Annotated in this window: 14 protein-coding genes; 9 read left to right on the top strand and 5 right to left on the bottom strand. The window is 72.2% G+C overall.

The genetic code is table 11. From position 1 onward, the window contains the following. Positions 1–65: 65 nt before the first annotated feature. Both IE272_RS26890 and IE272_RS26885 read left to right on the top strand, forming a co-directional pair. Positions 66–1,373 carry a sensor histidine kinase gene (locus tag IE272_RS26890; RefSeq protein WP_190008370.1) on the top strand — a complete coding sequence of 436 codons (1,308 nt, stop codon included), beginning with the start codon at positions 66–68 and terminating at the stop codon, positions 1,371–1,373. Then, the gene (locus IE272_RS26885) at positions 1,370–2,110 is read left to right on the top strand and encodes a response regulator (protein WP_190008368.1); all 741 of its coding nucleotides are present in this window, start codon (positions 1,370–1,372) and stop codon (positions 2,108–2,110) included. Before IE272_RS26890 ends, IE272_RS26885 begins: the two co-directional genes overlap by 4 nt. Before the next feature lie 88 nt (positions 2,111–2,198). Here the strand turns inward: IE272_RS26885 and IE272_RS26880 are convergent, their stop codons facing one another. The 4 genes from IE272_RS26880 to paaK form a co-directional block, all read right to left on the bottom strand. Continuing rightward, entirely contained in the window at positions 2,199–2,972 is a 774-nt protein-coding gene (locus tag IE272_RS26880; protein ID WP_056708014.1) for an amino acid ABC transporter ATP-binding protein, read from the bottom strand. After that, positions 2,969–3,850 carry an amino acid ABC transporter permease gene (locus IE272_RS26875; protein ID WP_190008367.1) on the bottom strand — a complete coding sequence of 294 codons (882 nt, stop codon included), beginning with the start codon at positions 3,848–3,850 and terminating at the stop codon, positions 2,969–2,971. Before IE272_RS26875 ends, IE272_RS26880 begins: the two co-directional genes overlap by 4 nt. After that, positions 3,847–4,725 carry an ABC transporter substrate-binding protein gene (locus IE272_RS26870; RefSeq protein WP_056708016.1) on the bottom strand — a complete coding sequence of 293 codons (879 nt, stop codon included), beginning with the start codon at positions 4,723–4,725 and terminating at the stop codon, positions 3,847–3,849. The genes IE272_RS26875 and IE272_RS26870 overlap by 4 nt, the downstream gene beginning before the upstream one ends. A 134-nt stretch (positions 4,726–4,859) precedes the next feature. After that, entirely contained in the window at positions 4,860–6,155 is a 1,296-nt protein-coding gene (gene paaK, locus IE272_RS26865; RefSeq protein WP_056708019.1) for a phenylacetate--CoA ligase PaaK, read from the bottom strand. Positions 6,156–6,365: 210 nt separating this feature from the next. On the opposite strand from paaK, the gene IE272_RS26860 reads away from it, so the two are divergent. Together IE272_RS26860 and IE272_RS26855 are read left to right on the top strand one after the other, a co-directional pair. Next, entirely contained in the window at positions 6,366–7,889 is a 1,524-nt protein-coding gene (locus tag IE272_RS26860; protein ID WP_190008365.1) for an alpha/beta fold hydrolase, read from the top strand. A 750-nt stretch (positions 7,890–8,639) separates the two neighbouring features. Continuing rightward, positions 8,640–9,911: an APC family permease gene (locus IE272_RS26855; RefSeq protein ID WP_190008363.1), complete on the top strand. Its 1,272-nt coding sequence runs from the start codon at positions 8,640–8,642 to the stop codon at positions 9,909–9,911. Between the two features lie 306 nt (positions 9,912–10,217). Here the strand turns inward: IE272_RS26855 and IE272_RS26850 are convergent, their stop codons facing one another. Next, a complete protein-coding gene (locus tag IE272_RS26850; RefSeq protein WP_190008361.1) occupies positions 10,218–11,840 on the bottom strand; it encodes an acyl-CoA synthetase in 1,623 nt (540 codons plus the stop codon). A 166-nt stretch (positions 11,841–12,006) separates the two neighbouring features. On the opposite strand from IE272_RS26850, the gene IE272_RS26845 reads away from it, so the two are divergent. From IE272_RS26845 to IE272_RS26825, 5 genes are all read left to right on the top strand, one after another. Continuing rightward, positions 12,007–12,807 (top strand): crotonase/enoyl-CoA hydratase family protein, encoded by an 801-nt coding sequence (locus IE272_RS26845; protein ID WP_050361615.1) that lies wholly within the window; start codon positions 12,007–12,009, stop codon positions 12,805–12,807. A 43-nt stretch (positions 12,808–12,850) separates the two neighbouring features. Continuing rightward, complete coding sequence (locus IE272_RS26840; protein ID WP_190008359.1) at positions 12,851–13,798, top strand: Zn-ribbon domain-containing OB-fold protein; 948 nt, start codon at positions 12,851–12,853, stop codon at positions 13,796–13,798. Continuing rightward, a complete protein-coding gene (locus tag IE272_RS26835) occupies positions 13,799–14,851 on the top strand; it encodes a thiolase family protein (protein ID WP_190008357.1) in 1,053 nt (350 codons plus the stop codon). It abuts the gene before it with no gap. Next, the gene (locus IE272_RS26830; RefSeq protein WP_050361618.1) at positions 14,844–16,010 is read left to right on the top strand and encodes a thiolase family protein; all 1,167 of its coding nucleotides are present in this window, start codon (positions 14,844–14,846) and stop codon (positions 16,008–16,010) included. Before IE272_RS26835 ends, IE272_RS26830 begins: the two co-directional genes overlap by 8 nt. A 76-nt stretch (positions 16,011–16,086) precedes the next feature. Beyond that, positions 16,087–16,587: a hypothetical protein gene (locus IE272_RS26825; protein ID WP_003971159.1), complete on the top strand. Its 501-nt coding sequence runs from the start codon at positions 16,087–16,089 to the stop codon at positions 16,585–16,587. Positions 16,588–16,793: the final 206 nt, after the last annotated feature.

Genomic DNA, 16,793 nt, shown 5'->3' with positions numbered 1-16,793 from the left:
GTGAAGCACCGGGAACGACCGCTGAGGAGGGTTCCGGAGGGCCGGGCGGCGGCGACAATGAACCGGTGACGAACGCGCGTACGACGCTGGAGAGGCTGAGGACACCGGTCCGCGAGGCGATCGGTGACGCCGCGCGCCCGACCGGTCCGCCGCTGCGGCTCGGCCTCCGCGCCCGGCAGTTCGACGTGCTGCTGGCACTGGCGCTCGGCATCACCACCGTCTACTACGGCATCGACAACGCGGACAACATCGTTGTGCGTGAGATCGCACCCGGTGTGGAACACGTCGTGGCACGCCCCTCCGGCCCCGGCGGGCTGGCCCTCATGGTGATGCTCGCCGTCGTCGCCTCGGGCGCCCTGGCGCTGCGCCGCCGCTGTCCCCTCGCCGTGCTGTGCGTGGTGACGGCCGCGGTACTGGCGACCCCGCAGAGCGTTCTGAGGCTGACGTTCTACGCGTTCGTGATCGCTGTCTACAGCGCCGCCGTGTACAGCCCCTACCGGGTGGCGACCCTGGCGGCGCTGCCGGTGTCGGTGCTGCTGGTCGGCACCTCGGGGAACTCGGTGACACCGGTTGTCCCCCACCAGTACATCGCCCTGCTGATCCTGGTCCCGATGGCGGGGGCCGCCCTCGGACTGCGCACCTGGAAACTGCGGACCGGCGAGGGCCGCACCCGGCTCTCCGACCTGGAACGCGAACAGGCCGAGGCGCTGCGCCGGGCCGTCGAGCACGAACGGGCGAGGATCGCCCGCGAGTTGCACGACGTCGTCACGCACAACGTCAGCGTGATGATCATCCAGGCGGGCGCCGCCCGCAAGATCATGAAGACCTCGCCCGAGCGGGCGGGCGAGGCGCTGCTCGCCGTCGAGGCGGGCGGGCGGGCGGCCATGACCGAGCTGCGCCATGTGATGGGACTGCTCACCACGGACGACGGGGGCGGGGGGACGGGCCCGGGAGCGGAGGGGACCGGCCCGGCGACGGAGCTGGCCCCGCAGCCCGGCCTGGACCAGCTGGAGGCGCTGGTCGGACGGGTCCGGGACACCGGCCTGCCCGTCGGCCTGTCCGTGACCGGCCCGTCGTGCCCCCTGCCGCCGGGCGTCGAACTCGCCGCCTACCGCGTGGTCCAGGAAGCCCTGACCAACACGGTCAAGCACGCGTCCGGCGCCACCGCGGCCGTGACCGTCGAGTACGGTGCGGACCGGCTCCGGGTGGAAGTCACCGACACCGGAGGACACCCCGTCGCCGCCGCCGGGAACGGTCGTGGCCTGATCGGTCTGCGGGAGCGCCTGGCCGTCTACGACGGAACCCTGAACACCGGCCGGCTCCTGACCGGCGGCTTCCGTGTGGAGGCACTGATCCCCTTGGAGACACCGTGACCGAGCCGCTGCGTGTGCTCGTCGCCGACGACCAGACCCTGGTACGCACAGGATTCCGGTTGATCCTCGGCGCCGACGGCATCGATGTCGTCGGTGAGGCGACCAACGGGATCGAAGCGGTCGCAGCCGTCCGTCGCACACGTCCCGACGTGGTCCTGATGGACGTCCGGATGCCCGAGATGGACGGCTTGGAGGCCACCCGACGCATCCTCGCCGACCGCGGAGCCCCCGACCCCGTCCGAGCCGAGGGCGTCCCGCTCCCCGACAGCCCCCGTGTCATCATCCTCACCACCTTCGACCTCGACCGCTACGTCTACGCGGCACTGTCCGCCGGGGCCAGCGGCTTCCTCCTCAAGGACGTCACGCCCGAGCAACTGACCGCGGCCGTCCGCACGGTCCGCACCGGCGACGCCCTTCTCGCGCCCGCCATCACCCGCCGCCTGGTGCAGCGGTTCACCCAGCGGGGCGGCGACACCGCCGCCCTCCACCGCGACCTCGCCTCGCTCACCCCGCGCGAACTGGAGGTCTTCGGCCTGCTGGCCCGCGGGCTGAGCAACGCCGAACTGGCCGCCCGCCTCCACCTGGCCGAGGCGACCGTCAAGACGCACGTCGCCCGCATCCTCGCCAAGCTCGGACTCCGTGACCGGGTCCAGGCGGTGATCGTCGCCTACGAGACGGGACTGGTCAGCGCCGGCGTGCACGAGGATGTCCAGCGGCCGACCGGGCGGACCGGCTGAACGGTCCGGCCGGTGAGGCGGCGATCCGTCTCCCGGACGCGGCACGACGCCGACGGCAGGGCGGCCCGCACCGGGGCGCCGGCACGCCTCACAGCCGTCCCGCCGCCACGATCCGCCGCAGGAACCGCCGGGTGCGCTCCTCACGGGGGGCGCCGAACACCTCCTCGGGCGTGCCGCGCTCCAGCACCACACCGGCGTCCAGGAAGCACACCTGGTCGGCGACCTCGCGCGCGAACGCCATCTCGTGGGTGGCGATGACCATCGTCATGCCCTCCTCCTTCACCTCCCGTACGAGACCCAGCACCTCGCCCACCAGCTCCGGGTCCAGGGCGGCCGTGATCTCGTCCAGGAGCAGCAGCCGGGGGCGTACCGCCAGCGCCCGGACGATCGCGGCCCGCTGCTGCTGACCGCCGCTGAGCCGGTCCGGGTACTCGTCCGCCTTCGCCCCGAGCCCCAGCCGCTCCAGCAGCGCGCGGGCCTCCGCCTCGGCCCGGGGCCGGGAGAGCCCGTGGACGCGGCGCGGGGCCAGGGTGATGTTCTGCAGGACGGTCAGATGCGGGAAGAGGTTGTACGCCTGGAACACCACGCCGATCCGGCGGCGCACCGCGTCCGCGTCGGCCCGCGGATCGGTGATCTCCTCGCCCTCCAGCCAGATCGCCCCGTCGTCGATCTCCTCCAGGAGGTTGGCGCAGCGCAGCAGGGTCGACTTCCCGGACCCCGACGCGCCGATCAGGGCGGTCACCGTGTGCGGGGCCACCTCCAGATCCACGTCCCGCAGCACCGGCGACGCCCCGAACGACTTGCGGACCGCCTCCATCCGCAGCACCGGAGCGGTCGGTTCCGGGGCAGGTGTCACGCTCATACGATCCCTCCCTGGGCCCGCCGCCGGTCCATCCGGGCCGTCACCCAGTCGGTGAGCCGGGTCATCGGGATGGTCAACGCCACGAAGACCAGACCCGCGACGACGTACGGGGTGTAGTTGAAGTCCTTGCTCGCGATGATCTGCGCCGCGTACACGGCGTCCACCGCCCCGGCGATCGAGACGAGCCCGGTGTCCTTCTGGAGCGACACCAGGTCGTTCAGCAGCGGCGGCACCACCCGCCGCACCGCCTGCGGCAGCACGACGAAGCGCAGCGCCTGCCCGCCGCTCAGCCCCAGCGAACGCGCCGCCGCCCGCTGCGAGGGATGCACGGACTCGATGCCGGCCCGGAAGACCTCGGCGACGTACGCCGAGTACGTCAGCACCAGGGCGCCGCCGCCCAGCAGCACCGGATCGGTGGTCACCCCCTCCAGCCGCAGGGCGGGCACCCCGAACACCACCATCAGCAGGCAGATGATGAGCGGCAGCCCCCGGAAGAAGTCCGTGTACGCGGTGGCCAGGGCCCGCACCGGGAAGAACACCGGCCCGCGCAGGGTGCGCGCCACGGCGAGCAGCAGGCCGAGCACCAGGACGGCCGCACCGCACACGGCCAGCAGCCGGAGATTCAGCCACAGCCCCTCCATGACCTGCGGGAGGGCGACGCGCGCGTAATGGGCGCTGAAGAACGTCTCCTTGGTACGGGTCCAGCCGGGCGAACCCGTGATCAGCAGGAACAGCACCGCGCCCGTCACCAGGGTGCTGGTGGCGGCGATCGCGGTGGCCCGCCGGGTACGGGAACGCCGGTACCGCTCGCGGGCGATCCGGCGTTCGGAGGGGACGTACGCGTCCTCGTGGACGGCCGGAGCCTTGTCCAGGGTCACTTGAGCACCGGTGCGTCGACGGCCTCGGAGAGCCACTTCTTCTCCAGGGCCGCGAGCGTGCCGTCCTTCCGCAGGGCGTCCACCGCACCGCTGACACAGGAGGTCAGCACGCTCTCCCGGTCAAGGACCAGACCGAACTGCTCGGGGTCACCGGAGGGAGCGGCGAACTGGCCCACCACCTCGGCCTCCGGCACCTCCGCCCCGGTGATGTAGAAGGCGGTCGGCAGGTCCACCACGATGGCGTCCACCTGACCGGTCTTCAGCGCCGACTTCGCGAAGTCGTTGCGCTGGTAGACGGCGGGCTTCTCGCTCGGCTTCACCAGGTCGGTGATGAAGTCGAGGCTGGTGGTGCCCACCTGCGCGCCCAGCTTCACGTCCCTGAGGTCGGCCACACGCGTGGCCCTCGCGGCCTTGGACGACTTCAGCGCGACGACGGCCTGGCGTACGTCGTAGTAGCCGGAGGAGAAGGCGACGGCCTTCTTCCGCTCCTCGCTGATGGAGACCTGGTTGATGTCGAAGTCGAACTTCTTCGCGCCGGGCGCGAACGCGCTGTTGAAAGGCGTGTGCTGCCACACCACCGCGTCCCGGCCGTAACCGAGCTCCTTCGCGACGGCGTACGCCACCGCGGACTCGAAGCCCTTCCCGTTGGACGGCTCGTCGTCGGAGAACCAGGGGGCGTACGCGGGCTTGTCGGTGCCGACGGTCAGCTTGCCGGGCACCTGGGTGGCGAGCTTGCCGGGAGCACAGGACGCCGTCGCACCGGCGGCCCGGTCCGGTGCCTTCTCCTCCGCTTGCGGGGCGCAGCCGGTGAGGGCGGCGCAGAGGGTGACGGCGGAGCAAAGGGCGGTGACCAGGGGCCGGTTGACGAGATGCATAGCGGGAGACTCGCAGTGCCCGGCCCTCTCTGTCGAGACTTCCCCGCAGCTGTCCGCATAGTGGGAACGGGTGTTGCGGCGGTGTGAACGGAGCGCTCCGACCTGCCCGGGGCGTTCCGACAGTCCGCCGCCCGCTAGTCCGTGCCGGACTCCCGCAGATCCACGATCCGCCGGATCTTGCCCACCGAGCGTTCCAGCGACTCCGGGTCCACGATCTCGACGCTCACCGACACCCCGACGCCGTCCTTCACCGCCGCCACGATGGACCGCGCCGCCCGCTCCCGTTCGTCGGCCGTCGCGTCCGCCCGCGCCTCCGCGAACACCGTCAGCGCGTCGAGCCGCCCGTGCCGGGTCAGCCGCAGCTGGAAGTGCGGGGCGACGGCAGGCGTACGCAGCACGATCTCCTCGATCTGGGTGGGGAAGAGGTTCACCCCGCGCAGGATCACCATGTCGTCGCTGCGGCCGGTGACCTTCTCCATCCGGCGGAACGTCCGCGCCGTCCCCGGCAGCAGCCGCGTCAGGTCCCGGGTGCGGTAGCGGATCACCGGCATCGCCTCCTTGGTCAGCGAGGTGAAGACCAGCTCCCCCTCCTCGCCGTCGGCGAGCACCTCACCGGTGAACGGGTCCACGACCTCCGGATAGAAGTGGTCCTCCCAGATGTGCAGCCCGTCCTTCGTCTCCACGCACTCCTGCGCGACCCCCGGGCCCATCACCTCGGAGAGCCCGTATATGTCCACCGCGTCGATGGCGAACCGGTCCTCGATCTCCCGGCGCATCCCCTCGGTCCACGGCTCCGCGCCGAAGATCCCGACCTTCAGGGACGTCGACCGCGGATCGACGCCCTGCCGCTCGAACTCGTCCAGCAGCGTCAGCATGTACGACGGCGTGATCATGATGATCTCGGGCCGGAAGTCCTGGATCAGCCGGACCTGGCGCGCGGTCATGCCCCCGGAGGCCGGGATCACCGTGCAGCCGAGCCGCTCCGCCCCGTAGTGCGCCCCGAGCCCGCCGGTGAACAGCCCGTATCCGTACGCCACATGGACCTTGTGGCCGGGCCGCCCGCCCGCCGCCCGGATCGAACGGGCCACCACGTCCGCCCAGGTGTCCAGGTCCCGTTCGGTGTACCCGACGACCGTCGGACGCCCCGTCGTGCCGCTGGAGGCGTGGATCCTGCGCACCTCGTGCTCCGGTACGGCGAACATCCCGAACGGGTAGTTGTCCCGCAGATCCGCCTTCACCGTGAACGGGAACCGGGCCAGATCGGCGAGCGTCCGGCAGTCGTCGGGCCGCAGCCCCGCGCTGTCGAAGGCGTTCCGGTAGAAGGGGACGTTGTCGTACGCGTGGCGCAGCGTGGACCGGAGCCGCTCCAGTTGCAGCGCCTCCAGTTCGCCGCGGCCGAGCCGTTCCGCCGCGTCCAGCATGGCCGTCATCAGGACCTTCCTTCCGAAACCGGCGACCAACAAGCAACCAAAAGGCGACGAAATGGCCGCAAGGGGGCGACCGATCATTCGGTCGATCTTCCTGGGAGCAGTAATTCAGGAGGCCGGGGGTGCTGGCAAGAGGCGCGCGGCGTCCGCGGCGGATCAGCCCGCGGCGAAGTCCGGTGCGCCCGCTCACGGCTTCCTGTTTGGATGGGGAGCATGCCGATCTTCTCCGCGCACGACACGACACCGCTCGCCTATCACCTGGTGGGGGAGGGGGAGCCGCTGATCTGCCTGCCCGGCGGGCCGATGCGGGCGAGCGCGTATCTCGGTGACCTCGGAGGGCTCGCCGCCCGGCGGCAGCTCGTGTCGCTGGACCTCCGCGGCACCGGCGACTCCGGTGTGCCCGAGGACTCCTCGACGTACCGCTGCGACCACCTGGTCGACGACGTGGAGGCACTGCGCGAACACCTGGGCCTCGACCGGATCGACGTACTGGCGCACTCCGCCGGGGCCGACCTGGCCCTGCTGTACGCGGCCCGCCACCCGGACCGGCTGCGCACCCTGACCCTCGTCACACCCAGCACCCGGGCCGTGGGCATCGAGATCAGCGACCAGGACCTGCGCGAGGCCGCCGAGCTGCGGCGCGACGAGCCCTGGTACCCCGAGGCCAGGGCCGCCCAGGAGGCACTGCTCGCCGGCGGACCGTTCGCCGAGCTGTGGCCCGCCGTCCGGCCCCTCACCTACGGCCGCTGGGACGCGGCTGCCCGCGCCCACGCCGAGGCGTCCGCCGGACAGACCAACGCGGAGGCACGCGGCCACTACGCCGGGGACGGGGCCTTCGACCCGGCCGCCACCGCCGCCGCCCTGCGCGGACTGACCGTGCCGGTCCTCGTCCTCGCCGGGGAGTACGACGGCCACCCGAGCCCGGACCGGGCCACGGAGCTCGCCGCGCTCTTCCCGGGCGCCGAGTTCGTCGTCCAGCGGGGCGCCGGGCACTTCCCGTGGCTGGACGACCCGGGAGCCTTCACCCGTGCGGTGGAGGCCTTCCTCGACCCGGACGTCCGTACGGTGCAGGCGGGCGGGGTCCGGCTGGCGTACCGGGTATGGGGCGAGGAGGCTTCCCCGCCCGTCGTCCTCCTGCACGGGCGGGCCGGCTCCAGCGAGACCTGGACCCGGATCGCTGAGGACCTGGCCGCCGACCACCGCGTGTACGCCCCCGATTTCCGGGGCCACGGGCTGAGCGACTGGCCCGGCCGCTACTCCTTCGAGATGTTCCGCGACGACGTGCACGCCTTCCTGGAGACCCGCAACCTGGCCGGCGCGACCGTCGTCGGGCACTCCATGGGCGGGGTGGCCGCCTACCTCCTGGCCCAGCGGGAACCGGGCCTGATCGGACGGCTGGTCGTCGAGGACGCGCCGCCCCTCCACCCGCTCGACCCGCCCCGGCCGCCCTCCGTCCGCCCGGACGGCACGCTCGACTTCGACTGGTCCGTCGTCCCCGACACCGACGTCCAGCTCAACGACCCCGACCCGGCCGTCCGGAGGCGGTTCCCGGAGATCACCGCGCCCACCCTCGTCATCGGCGGCGGCCCCACCAGCCACATCGACCAGGGACACCTCGCGGAGATGGCCCGGGCGATACCGGACGCCGAACTGGTCACCGTTGACGCCGGGCACCTGATCCACACCGAACGGCCGACGGAATTCCTCGCGGCGATCCGGTCGTTCGGGCTCGCCTGACCCGCTCGCGGGCGGCCGGGTCGGGCGTCGACGGACGGGCTCGGACCGGAGCCGACGAACCGGTGGACGGCGTGGCCGCGCTCAGCATCTGCGATGCCACCACGACAACTCCGGATCTGTCAGGGGCTCGTGGTGCGTTCGCCTCAGCAGCACCTCATCCAGGCTCTCGACCTGCACCCGGAGCTCGGCAGCGGCGCTCGCCGGCAGCATGAACAGAGCTTGCTGCAGCGTGTCCCGAGCCCAGCCCTCACCACAGCACGGACAGGTGAACTCGGCCTCTCCACGCCTCCAACGGCGCTCGGCGCCGTGGACGCGGACAGACCAGACGCTCAGCGCCACCGACACGATGCCCGGGGTCAGACGCTCCCGTTCGAGGGCGCGGACGGCCGCGTTCGCGGCTCCCGACAGTCTCGGGACATCGCGGTAGCGCACCCACGGCCGTCCCCAGCCGCGTTGACGCGGTCGAAGCGAAGCCGGTGTTCTACGCGGCACGGCCCCTTCGGACATCAGTCATGGGCGGCATCCTGCCACAGCCCTGGATCGGCCGGAGAGGACCCGGGATGCCCGACGGTCACTTCACTCACCGTCCGGTACAGGCGGACGGGGGCACGGTCCGGCGCCGGACCGTACGGGCGACCTCGTCGAGGTCGACCTCCCGAGGCGCGGTGATGGCGGCTACGACCGGCTCATATAGCGTCTGCCGATATCGAGGCCCGTAAGAGAAGCGTCGTGTCGCAGAGGAGTGAATCCATGAGCAAGCCGTCGACGGACGTCGGGCCGCAGGAGTTGCAGCGGCGGCTCGGAGTGGTCGACGCCGTGGTCATCGGCCTGGGGTCGATGATCGGCGCGGGGATCTTCGCCGCACTCGCACCGGCCGCGCGCGCGGCCGGCTCCGGGCTGCTGATCGGCCTGGCCCTGGCCGCGGTGGTCGCGTACTGCAACGCCACCTCCTCCGCCCGGCTCGCCGCCCGCTACCCGGCCTCGGGCGGCACCTACGTCTACGGCCGCGAGCGGCTCGGTGACTTCTGGGGCTACCTCGCCGGGTGGGCCTTCGTGGTGGGCAAGACCGCTTCCTGCGCGGCCATGGCGCTCACGGTGGGCTCGTACGCATGGCCCGGCCAGGAGCACGCCGTCGCGGTCGCGGCGGTGGTGGCGCTGACCGCGGTGAACTACGCCGGGGTGCGGAAGTCGGCGATGCTGACCCGGGTGGTGGTGGCCGTGGTCCTGGCGGTGCTGGCGTTCGTGGTGGTCGCCTCGCTCACCTCGTCCGCGTCGAGTGCGGCCCGGCTCGCCGTCGGGGACGACGCGACCTTCGGCGGGGTGCTCCAGGCGGCGGGCCTGCTGTTCTTCGCCTTCGCCGGATACGCGCGCATCGCCACGCTCGGCGAGGAGGTCCGCGACCCGCGGCGCACCATCCCCCGGGGCATCTCGATCGCGCTCGGCATCACCCTGGTCGTCTACGCCGTCGTCGCCGTCGCCGTGCTGAGCGTCCTCGGCCCGCAGGGGCTGGCGCAGGCCGCCGCGCCCCTGTCCGACGCGGCCCGGGCGGCAGGTGCCGACCGGCTGGTGCCGGTGGTAAGCGTCGGTGCGGCGGTGGCCGCGCTCGGCTCGCTGCTCGCACTGATCCTGGGCGTCTCGCGCACGACGTTGGCCATGGCCCGTGACCGGCACCTGCCCCGCGGTCTGGCCGCGGTCCACCGGAGATTCAAGGTGCCGCACCGGGCCGAGCTCCTGGTGGGCGCCGTGGTGGCCGTGGTCGCCGCGGCCGGGGACGTGCGCGGGGCGATCGGGTTCTCCTCCTTCGGCGTCCTGGCGTACTACGCCATCGCCAACGCCTCCGCCTGGACCCTCACTCCGGACGAGGGCCGCCCGGCCGGAGCGATCCCGGTCCTCGGGCTGGCCGGCTGCCTCGTCCTGGCGTTCGCCCTCCCGGTGTCCTCGGTGATCTGGGGCACCTCGGTCCTGGCCCTCGGCGCGGCTGTCTACGGACTCCGGCGCGCGGTGGCCGCACGCAGGGCGTGACCGGCGGTCAGACGGTCGCCCCGCCCGGCCGGCCGGCGCGCCGCCGAACCGGCCAGGCGCGAGGGTGCCCCGTCGTCCCAGCACCTCGCGCACCGGCTCCCCGAGTGCCCGACGGTCCTCGTCCAGGGCTTCTTCCCGGCCTCGGTCGCCCGGTAGACACGCCGGGTGCGACCGTCGACACCCACTGCTCGGAGACCAACAGCCCGTCCGCCTCCAGCCGGTGCAGCGTCGGATACCGGGTGCCGATATCGGTACCCGATCCGACAGGAGCGGCACTCACACCCACGCGGCCCCCGCGCGCACCGCTCAGCCCCGGCCGGCCCCCGCCGCCACCGCTTTCGCCCACCGGTAGTCCGCCTTGCCGCTCGGCGAGCGCTGGATCCGGTCGGCGAGTACCAGCGCGCGGGGGATCTTGTAGCCGGCGAGCCGGGTCCGGCAGTGCGCCTGCACCGCGTCCAGCGTCAACGCCTCCGCGTCCTCCCGCAGTTGGACGACGGCGGCGACCCGGTTGCCCCAGCGCTCGTCGGGTACGCCCGCGACGAGCGCGTCGTACACGTCCGGGTGGGACTTGAGCGCCTGCTCGACCTCCTCCGGATACACCTTCTCGCCACCGGTGTTGATGCACTGGGAGCCCCGGCCGAGCACGGTGACGATGCCGTCCGCGTCCACGGTCGCCATGTCGCCCAGCAGCACCCACCGCTCCTCGCCCCTGCGGAAGAAGGTGTCGGCGGTCTTGGCCGGGTCGTTGTAGTAGCCGAGCGGGACATGGCCGCGCTGGGCGATACGGCCCGGCTCGCCGGGGGCCACCGGCTCGTACGTCACCGGATCGACCACGGCCGTACGGGCGTTGACCTGGACCCGGAAGCCACGCTCAGGGCCCGAGTCGGCCGTCGCCGTGCCGTTGAAACCGGACTCCGAGGAGCCGAAGTTGTTCAGCAGCATCACGGTCGGCACGAGCGCCTGGAACTCCGCCCGCACCGAGTCCGACATGATCGCCCCGGAGCTGGAGACGGAGAACAGCGACGAACAGTCCGTCCCGCGCAGCGGCCCGTTCAGGCAGTCGATCAGCGGGCGCAACATCGCGTCGCCGACCAGCGACACACTGGTGACCTTCTCCTTCTCGATCGTCCGCAGCACCTCGGCGGGCACGAACTTTCGGTGCACGACGACGCGTTGGCCGAAGTTGAAGCCGATGAACGCGGTCAGCGTGGAGGTCCCGTGCATCAGCGGCGGGGTGGGGAAGAAGGTGATCCCGTCCCCGCCCGCGGCGACCCGCTCCGCCAGCTCCTGCGGTGCCTTCACCGGCTCGCCGGTCGGTGCTCCGCCGCCCAGGCCCGAGAAGAACAGGTCTTCCTGGCGCCACATCACGCCCTTCGGCATGCCGGTCGTGCCGCCGGTGTAGATGATGAACTGGTCGTCGGCGGAGCGGGGGGCGAAGCCCCGCCCGGACCCGCCCGACCTCTCCGCTTCGGTGAACGGCACGACCGGCACGGCCGGGGGAGCGGCGGGTGCGGGCCCCACCCGCACCAGATGGCGCAGGCCCGGGGCCTGCGGGGCGGCCGCCGCGACCCGCTCGTCGAACTCGCCGTCGAAGACCAGCGCCACCAGGTCCGCGTCCCGGTAGAGATAGACCAACTCTTCCTCGACGTAGCGGTAGTTGACGTTCACCGGAACGATCCGGGACTTGAGGGCCCCCAGCACCGTCTGGAGATATTCGACCCCGTTGTAGAGGTGCAGCCCCAGGTGCTCGCCCGGCCGGATCCCCGCGTCGATCAGATGGTGGGCGATCCGGTTGGCGGCCGCGTCCAGCTCCGCGTACGTGAGCCGTCGCTCCGCGCCCGTACCGGGATGGTCGACGTACAGGAGCGCCTCGCGGTCGGGCACCGCGTCGACGACCGACTCGAACAGGTCGGCAAGGTTGTACTCCACCGTTCCTCCTGACCCCGGGTGACTGGCGACTCGGCCGTCATTAGAGCGCCGGGCGGCACAAGTGGGAAGGGGTGGCGTCGAAAGAATCTGACGAGCTGTCAGAAAACTATTGAACTGCGCCCCCTCCTCCTGCAACCTGTTCCAGGTCTGGAGACAGGAGTCGGTCATGGGCGGTACGGAACATCTCACCGTGCGGCGCGAAGGCGCCACGCTGGTACTCACCTTGAACAGACCACAGGCCAGGAACGCGCTCTCGCTGCCGATGCTCGTCGGTCTGTACGACGGCTGGCTCGCGGCCGACGCGGACGACACGGTCCGCTCCGTCGTCCTGACCGGAGCCGGCGGCGCGTTCTGCGCCGGAATGGACCTCAAGGCCCTGGCGGGCGGAGGGATGGAGGGGGAGCAGTACCGGGAGCGGATGACGGCCGACCCCGACCTCCACTGGAAGGCGATGCTGCGCCACCACCGGCCGCGCAAACCCGTGATCGCCGCCGTGGAGGGCCCCTGTGTCGCGGGCGGCACCGAGATCCTGCAGGGCACCGACATCCGCATCGCCGGAGCGGGAGCCACCTTCGGTCTCTTCGAGGTCCGCCGGGGCCTCTTCCCGATCGGCGGCTCCACGGTCCGGCTGCCCCGTCAGATCCCCCGCACCCACGCCCTCGAAATGCTCCTCACCGGCCGCCCGTACACCGCCGACGAGGCCGCCGCCATCGGGCTCATCGGCAGGGTCGTGCCCGACGGAACAGCACTGGAGGAGGCACTCGTCGTCGCCGAGCGGGTCAACGCCTGCGGGCCGCTCGCCGTCGAGGCGGTCAAGGCCTCGGTCTACGAGGGTGCGGAGCTGACCGAGAGCGAGGCGCTGGCCGCCGAACTCAAGCGCGGCTGGCCCGTGTTCGCCACCGAGGACGCCAAGGAGGGGGCGCGGGCCTTCGCCGAGAAGCGACCGCCCGTCTACCGGCGCGCCTGAGCGCCGAGCCCGCCCTGAGCCCCGATGCAAGGAGGCTGTAGCCATGTCCGACGTCCTCAGCGCCCCGCTGGTGGTCGAATTCCCCTTCACCCGCTCGCTCGGGCCCGTCCAGAGCGCCTTCCTCACCGGACTGCGCGAACGCACCGTACTCGGCGTCCGCACGGAGGACGGCACGGTGCTCGTGCCTCCCGTGGAGTACGACCCCGTCACCGCGAACGAGATCCGCGACCTCGTCGAGGTCGCCCCCACCGGCACCGTCACCACCTGGGCCTGGAACCCGTCCCCGGGCCGCGACCAGCCGCTCGACACCCCCTTCGCCTGGGTGCTCGTCCGCCTCGACGGGGCCGGCACCGCACTCCTGCACGCGCTCGACGCGCCCGGACCGGACGCCGTGCGCACCGGAATGCGCGTCCGCATCCGCTGGGCCGCGACGCGCACCGGAGCCATCGCCGACATCGCCTGCTTCGAGCCGCACGACGGCGAGCCCGGAGCCACCGAACCAGCCGAGCACACAGGGGAGTTCGCCGATCCCGTCACCGGCATCGTCACCCCGGCCCGCCTCGACTACGTCCACACCCCGGGCCGCGCCCAGAGCGCCTACCTCGCCGCCCTCGAAGGCCACCGCACCGTCGGCGAACGCTGCCCCGCCTGCCGCAAGGTCTACGTCCCGCCGCGCGGAGCCTGCCCCACCTGTGGGGTCGCCACCGCCGAACAGGTCGAGGTCGGCCCGCGCGGCACGGTCACCACGTTCTGCATCGTCAACATCAAAGCGAAGAACCTCGACATCGAAGTCCCGTACGTATACGCCCACATCGCCCTCGACGGCGCCGACCTGGCCCTCCACGGACGCATCGCCGGAATCCCGTACGACCAGGTGCGCATGGGGCTGCGCGTCGAGCCCGTCTGGGTGGAGGGAGCCCGCCACCCGGACCACTACCGGCCCACCGGCGAGCCCGACGCCGACTACGACACGTACAAGGAGCTGGTGTAGATGCGGGACGTGGCCATCGTCGCCTTCGCCCAGACCACGCACCGCTGGCGCACCGACGAACTGTCCGAGGTCGACCTGCTGATGCCCGTCCTCCACGAGGTCCTGGGCGCGACCGGCCTCAAGGCGAACGAGATCGGGTTCACCTGCTCCGGCTCCGCCGACTACCTCGCGGGGCGGGCCTTCTCCTTCACCATGGCGCTCGACGGCGTCGGGGCACATCCGCCCATCTCCGAGTCCCACGTCGAGATGGACGGGGCCTGGGCGCTGTACGAGGCGTGGGTGAAGATCCAGACCGGTGAGGCGGACACCGCGCTCGTCTACTCCTACGGCAAGTCCTCGCCCGGCCGGGTGCGCGACGTCCTCACCCGCCAGCTCGACCCCTACTACCTCGCCCCGCTCTGGCCGGACTCCGTAGCGCTCGCGGCCCTCCAGGCGCAGGCCCTCATCGACGCGGGCGCCACCGACGAAGGAGCCCTCGCCGAGGTCGCCGCCCGCAACCGCACCGCCGCCGCCGACAACCCGCACGCCCAGCTCACCGGCGACGTCCCCGCGGGCGACTACCTGGTGCACCCGCTGCGCACCGGCGACTGCCCGCCCATCGGCGACGGGGCCGCCGCCGTGGTCCTCGCCGCCGGGGACACCGCCCGCGCCCTGTGCGCGCGCCCCGCCTGGATCCGCGGCATCGACCACCGGATCGAGGCGCACGCCCTCGGCGTCCGCGACCTCACCGACAGCCCCTCCGCGCGGCTCGCCGCAGAGCGCGCCGGAGTCTTCGAACGGCCCGTCGACACAGCCGAGTTGCACGCCCCGTTCACCTCCCAGGAGGTCATCCTGCGCAAGGCGCTCGGCCTCGGCGACGAGGTCCGCGTCAACCCTTCGGGCGGTGCGCTCGCCGCCAACCCCGTGATGGCCGCCGGGCTGATCCGGCTCGGCGAGGCCGCCGCCCGCATCCACCGGGGCGAGTCCGACCGGGCGCTCGCGCACGCCACCTCCGGCCCCTGCCTGCAACAGAACCTGGTCGCCGTCCTGGAAGGGGAGAGTGCCCATGTCTAAGGAGCCCGTCGCCGTCGTCGGCATCGGCCAGACCAAGCACGTCGCCGCCCGGCACGACGTGTCCATCGCCGGACTGGTCCGCGAGGCCGCCGTCCGGGCACTGGAGGACGCCGGGCTGGCCTGGAGCGACATCGACGCCGTCGTGATCGGCAAGGCGCCCGACTTCTTCGAGGGCGTCATGATGCCGGAGCTCTACCTCGCCGACGCCCTCGGCGCCGTCGGAAAGCCGATGCTGCGCGTCCACACGGCGGGCTCGGTCGGCGGATCGACCGCGCTGGTCGCCGCCAACCTCGTCGCCGCCCGGGTGCACCGGACCGTCCTCACCCTCGCCTTCGAGAAGCAGTCCGAGTCCAACGCCATGTGGGGGCTCTCCCTGCCCGTCCCCTTCCAGCAGCCGCTGCTGGCCGGAGCGGGTGGCTTCTTCGCCCCGCACGTGCGGGCGTACATGAGGCGCACCGGAGCGCCCGACGCGGTCGGATCGCTCGTCGCGTACAAGGACCGCCGCAACGCGCTGAAGAACCCCTACGCGCACCTCCACGACCACGACATCACCCTGGAGAAGGTCCGGGCCGCCCCCATGCTCTGGGACCCGATCCGCTACTCCGAGACCTGCCCCTCCTCCGACGGCGCCTGCGCCATGATCCTCACCGACCGGGAGGGCGCGGCCCGCTCGCCCCACCCGCCCGCCTGGGTCCACGGCGGGGCGATGCGGAGCGAGCCGACCCTGTTCGCGGGCAAGGACTTCGTCTCCCCGCAGGCGGGCAAGGACTGCGCGGCCGACGTCTACCGGCAGGCCCGGATCACCGACCCGCGCCGGGAGATCGACGCCGTCGAGATGTACGTGCCGTTCTCCTGGTACGAGCCGATGTGGCTGGAGAACCTCGGCTTCGCCGACGAGGGCGAGGGCTGGAAGCTCACCGAGGCCGGCGTCACCGAACTCGACGGCGACCTCCCCGTCAACCCTTCGGGCGGTGTGCTGTCCACCAACCCCATCGGAGCGTCCGGCATGATCCGTTTCGCCGAGGCGGCCCTGCAGGTACGGGGGCGGGCCGGGGAGCACCAGATCGACGGGGCCACCAGGGCGCTCGGCCACGCCTACGGCGGAGGGGCGCAGTTCTTCGCCATGTGGCTCGTCGGAGCGGAGCCGCCGCCCGGCTGAGGGAATGCGGCCGGCCCGGGCCCACGGGGCCCGGGCCCGGCTCCGCAACGTGAGCCGGGACACGTAACATGGCAGCATGTCCTTCCTCCGCCGCCGTAGCGCCGCAACACCCGCGGGCCCGGACTTCGACGTCCTGGCCATGGACCCCGGGGACTGGCCCGGCAACCTCGGCGCCGGTCTGCTCCCCGCCCCCGACGGCAGCTGTCAGGGCGTCTTCCTCCGTTACGACCTGTACGGCGGCCGGGGCCCGGCGATGATCATCGGCAATCTGCCGGAAGGCTCGCCCGCCCGCGAGACCGAGGAGGGCCAGGTCCCCTTCGAGGTGGCCCAACTGCTCCTCGCCCTGGAGAACGACGAGCCGATCGAGGTCGTCAGCTCCGAGGACGTCCCCGTCATGCAGGGCGACAATCTGCTGATCGTCCGCCGCGTCAAGCTCTCCGAGAGCCGTATCGCCTGCGTCCAGTTCGATCGCAGCGACGGTGTCCTCGTGACCATCGCCAGCTGGGACCGGCCGATCACCGACGACCTGTACACCCTGCTCAAGCCCCTGCCCGCAGAGCTGTTCCAGCAGGGCTGAAACGTCCCTGCGCAAGGCCGCCCGGATCCGTCCGGGCGGCCTTTTCTGTTGTCCGGGGAGGGGATCCGGCCATTCCCCGCGCCCGGGTCGGCGGCGGTCCGGGAGGAGGGCTAGGGTAGAAAACGAAACGACTGTTCAAATTGAAGTGATCGTTCAAGTTCGGCGACCGCACCTTGCGAAGGGTCGCCCGTACGTCTGCTCCCCGG

The sequence above is a fragment of the Streptomyces anulatus genome (assembly GCF_014650675.1).
Lineage (GTDB): Bacteria > Actinomycetota > Actinomycetes > Streptomycetales > Streptomycetaceae > Streptomyces > Streptomyces anulatus.
The sequence above is the reverse complement of the archived record's forward strand: the minus strand, read 5'-3'. Positions and strand labels throughout refer to the sequence as shown.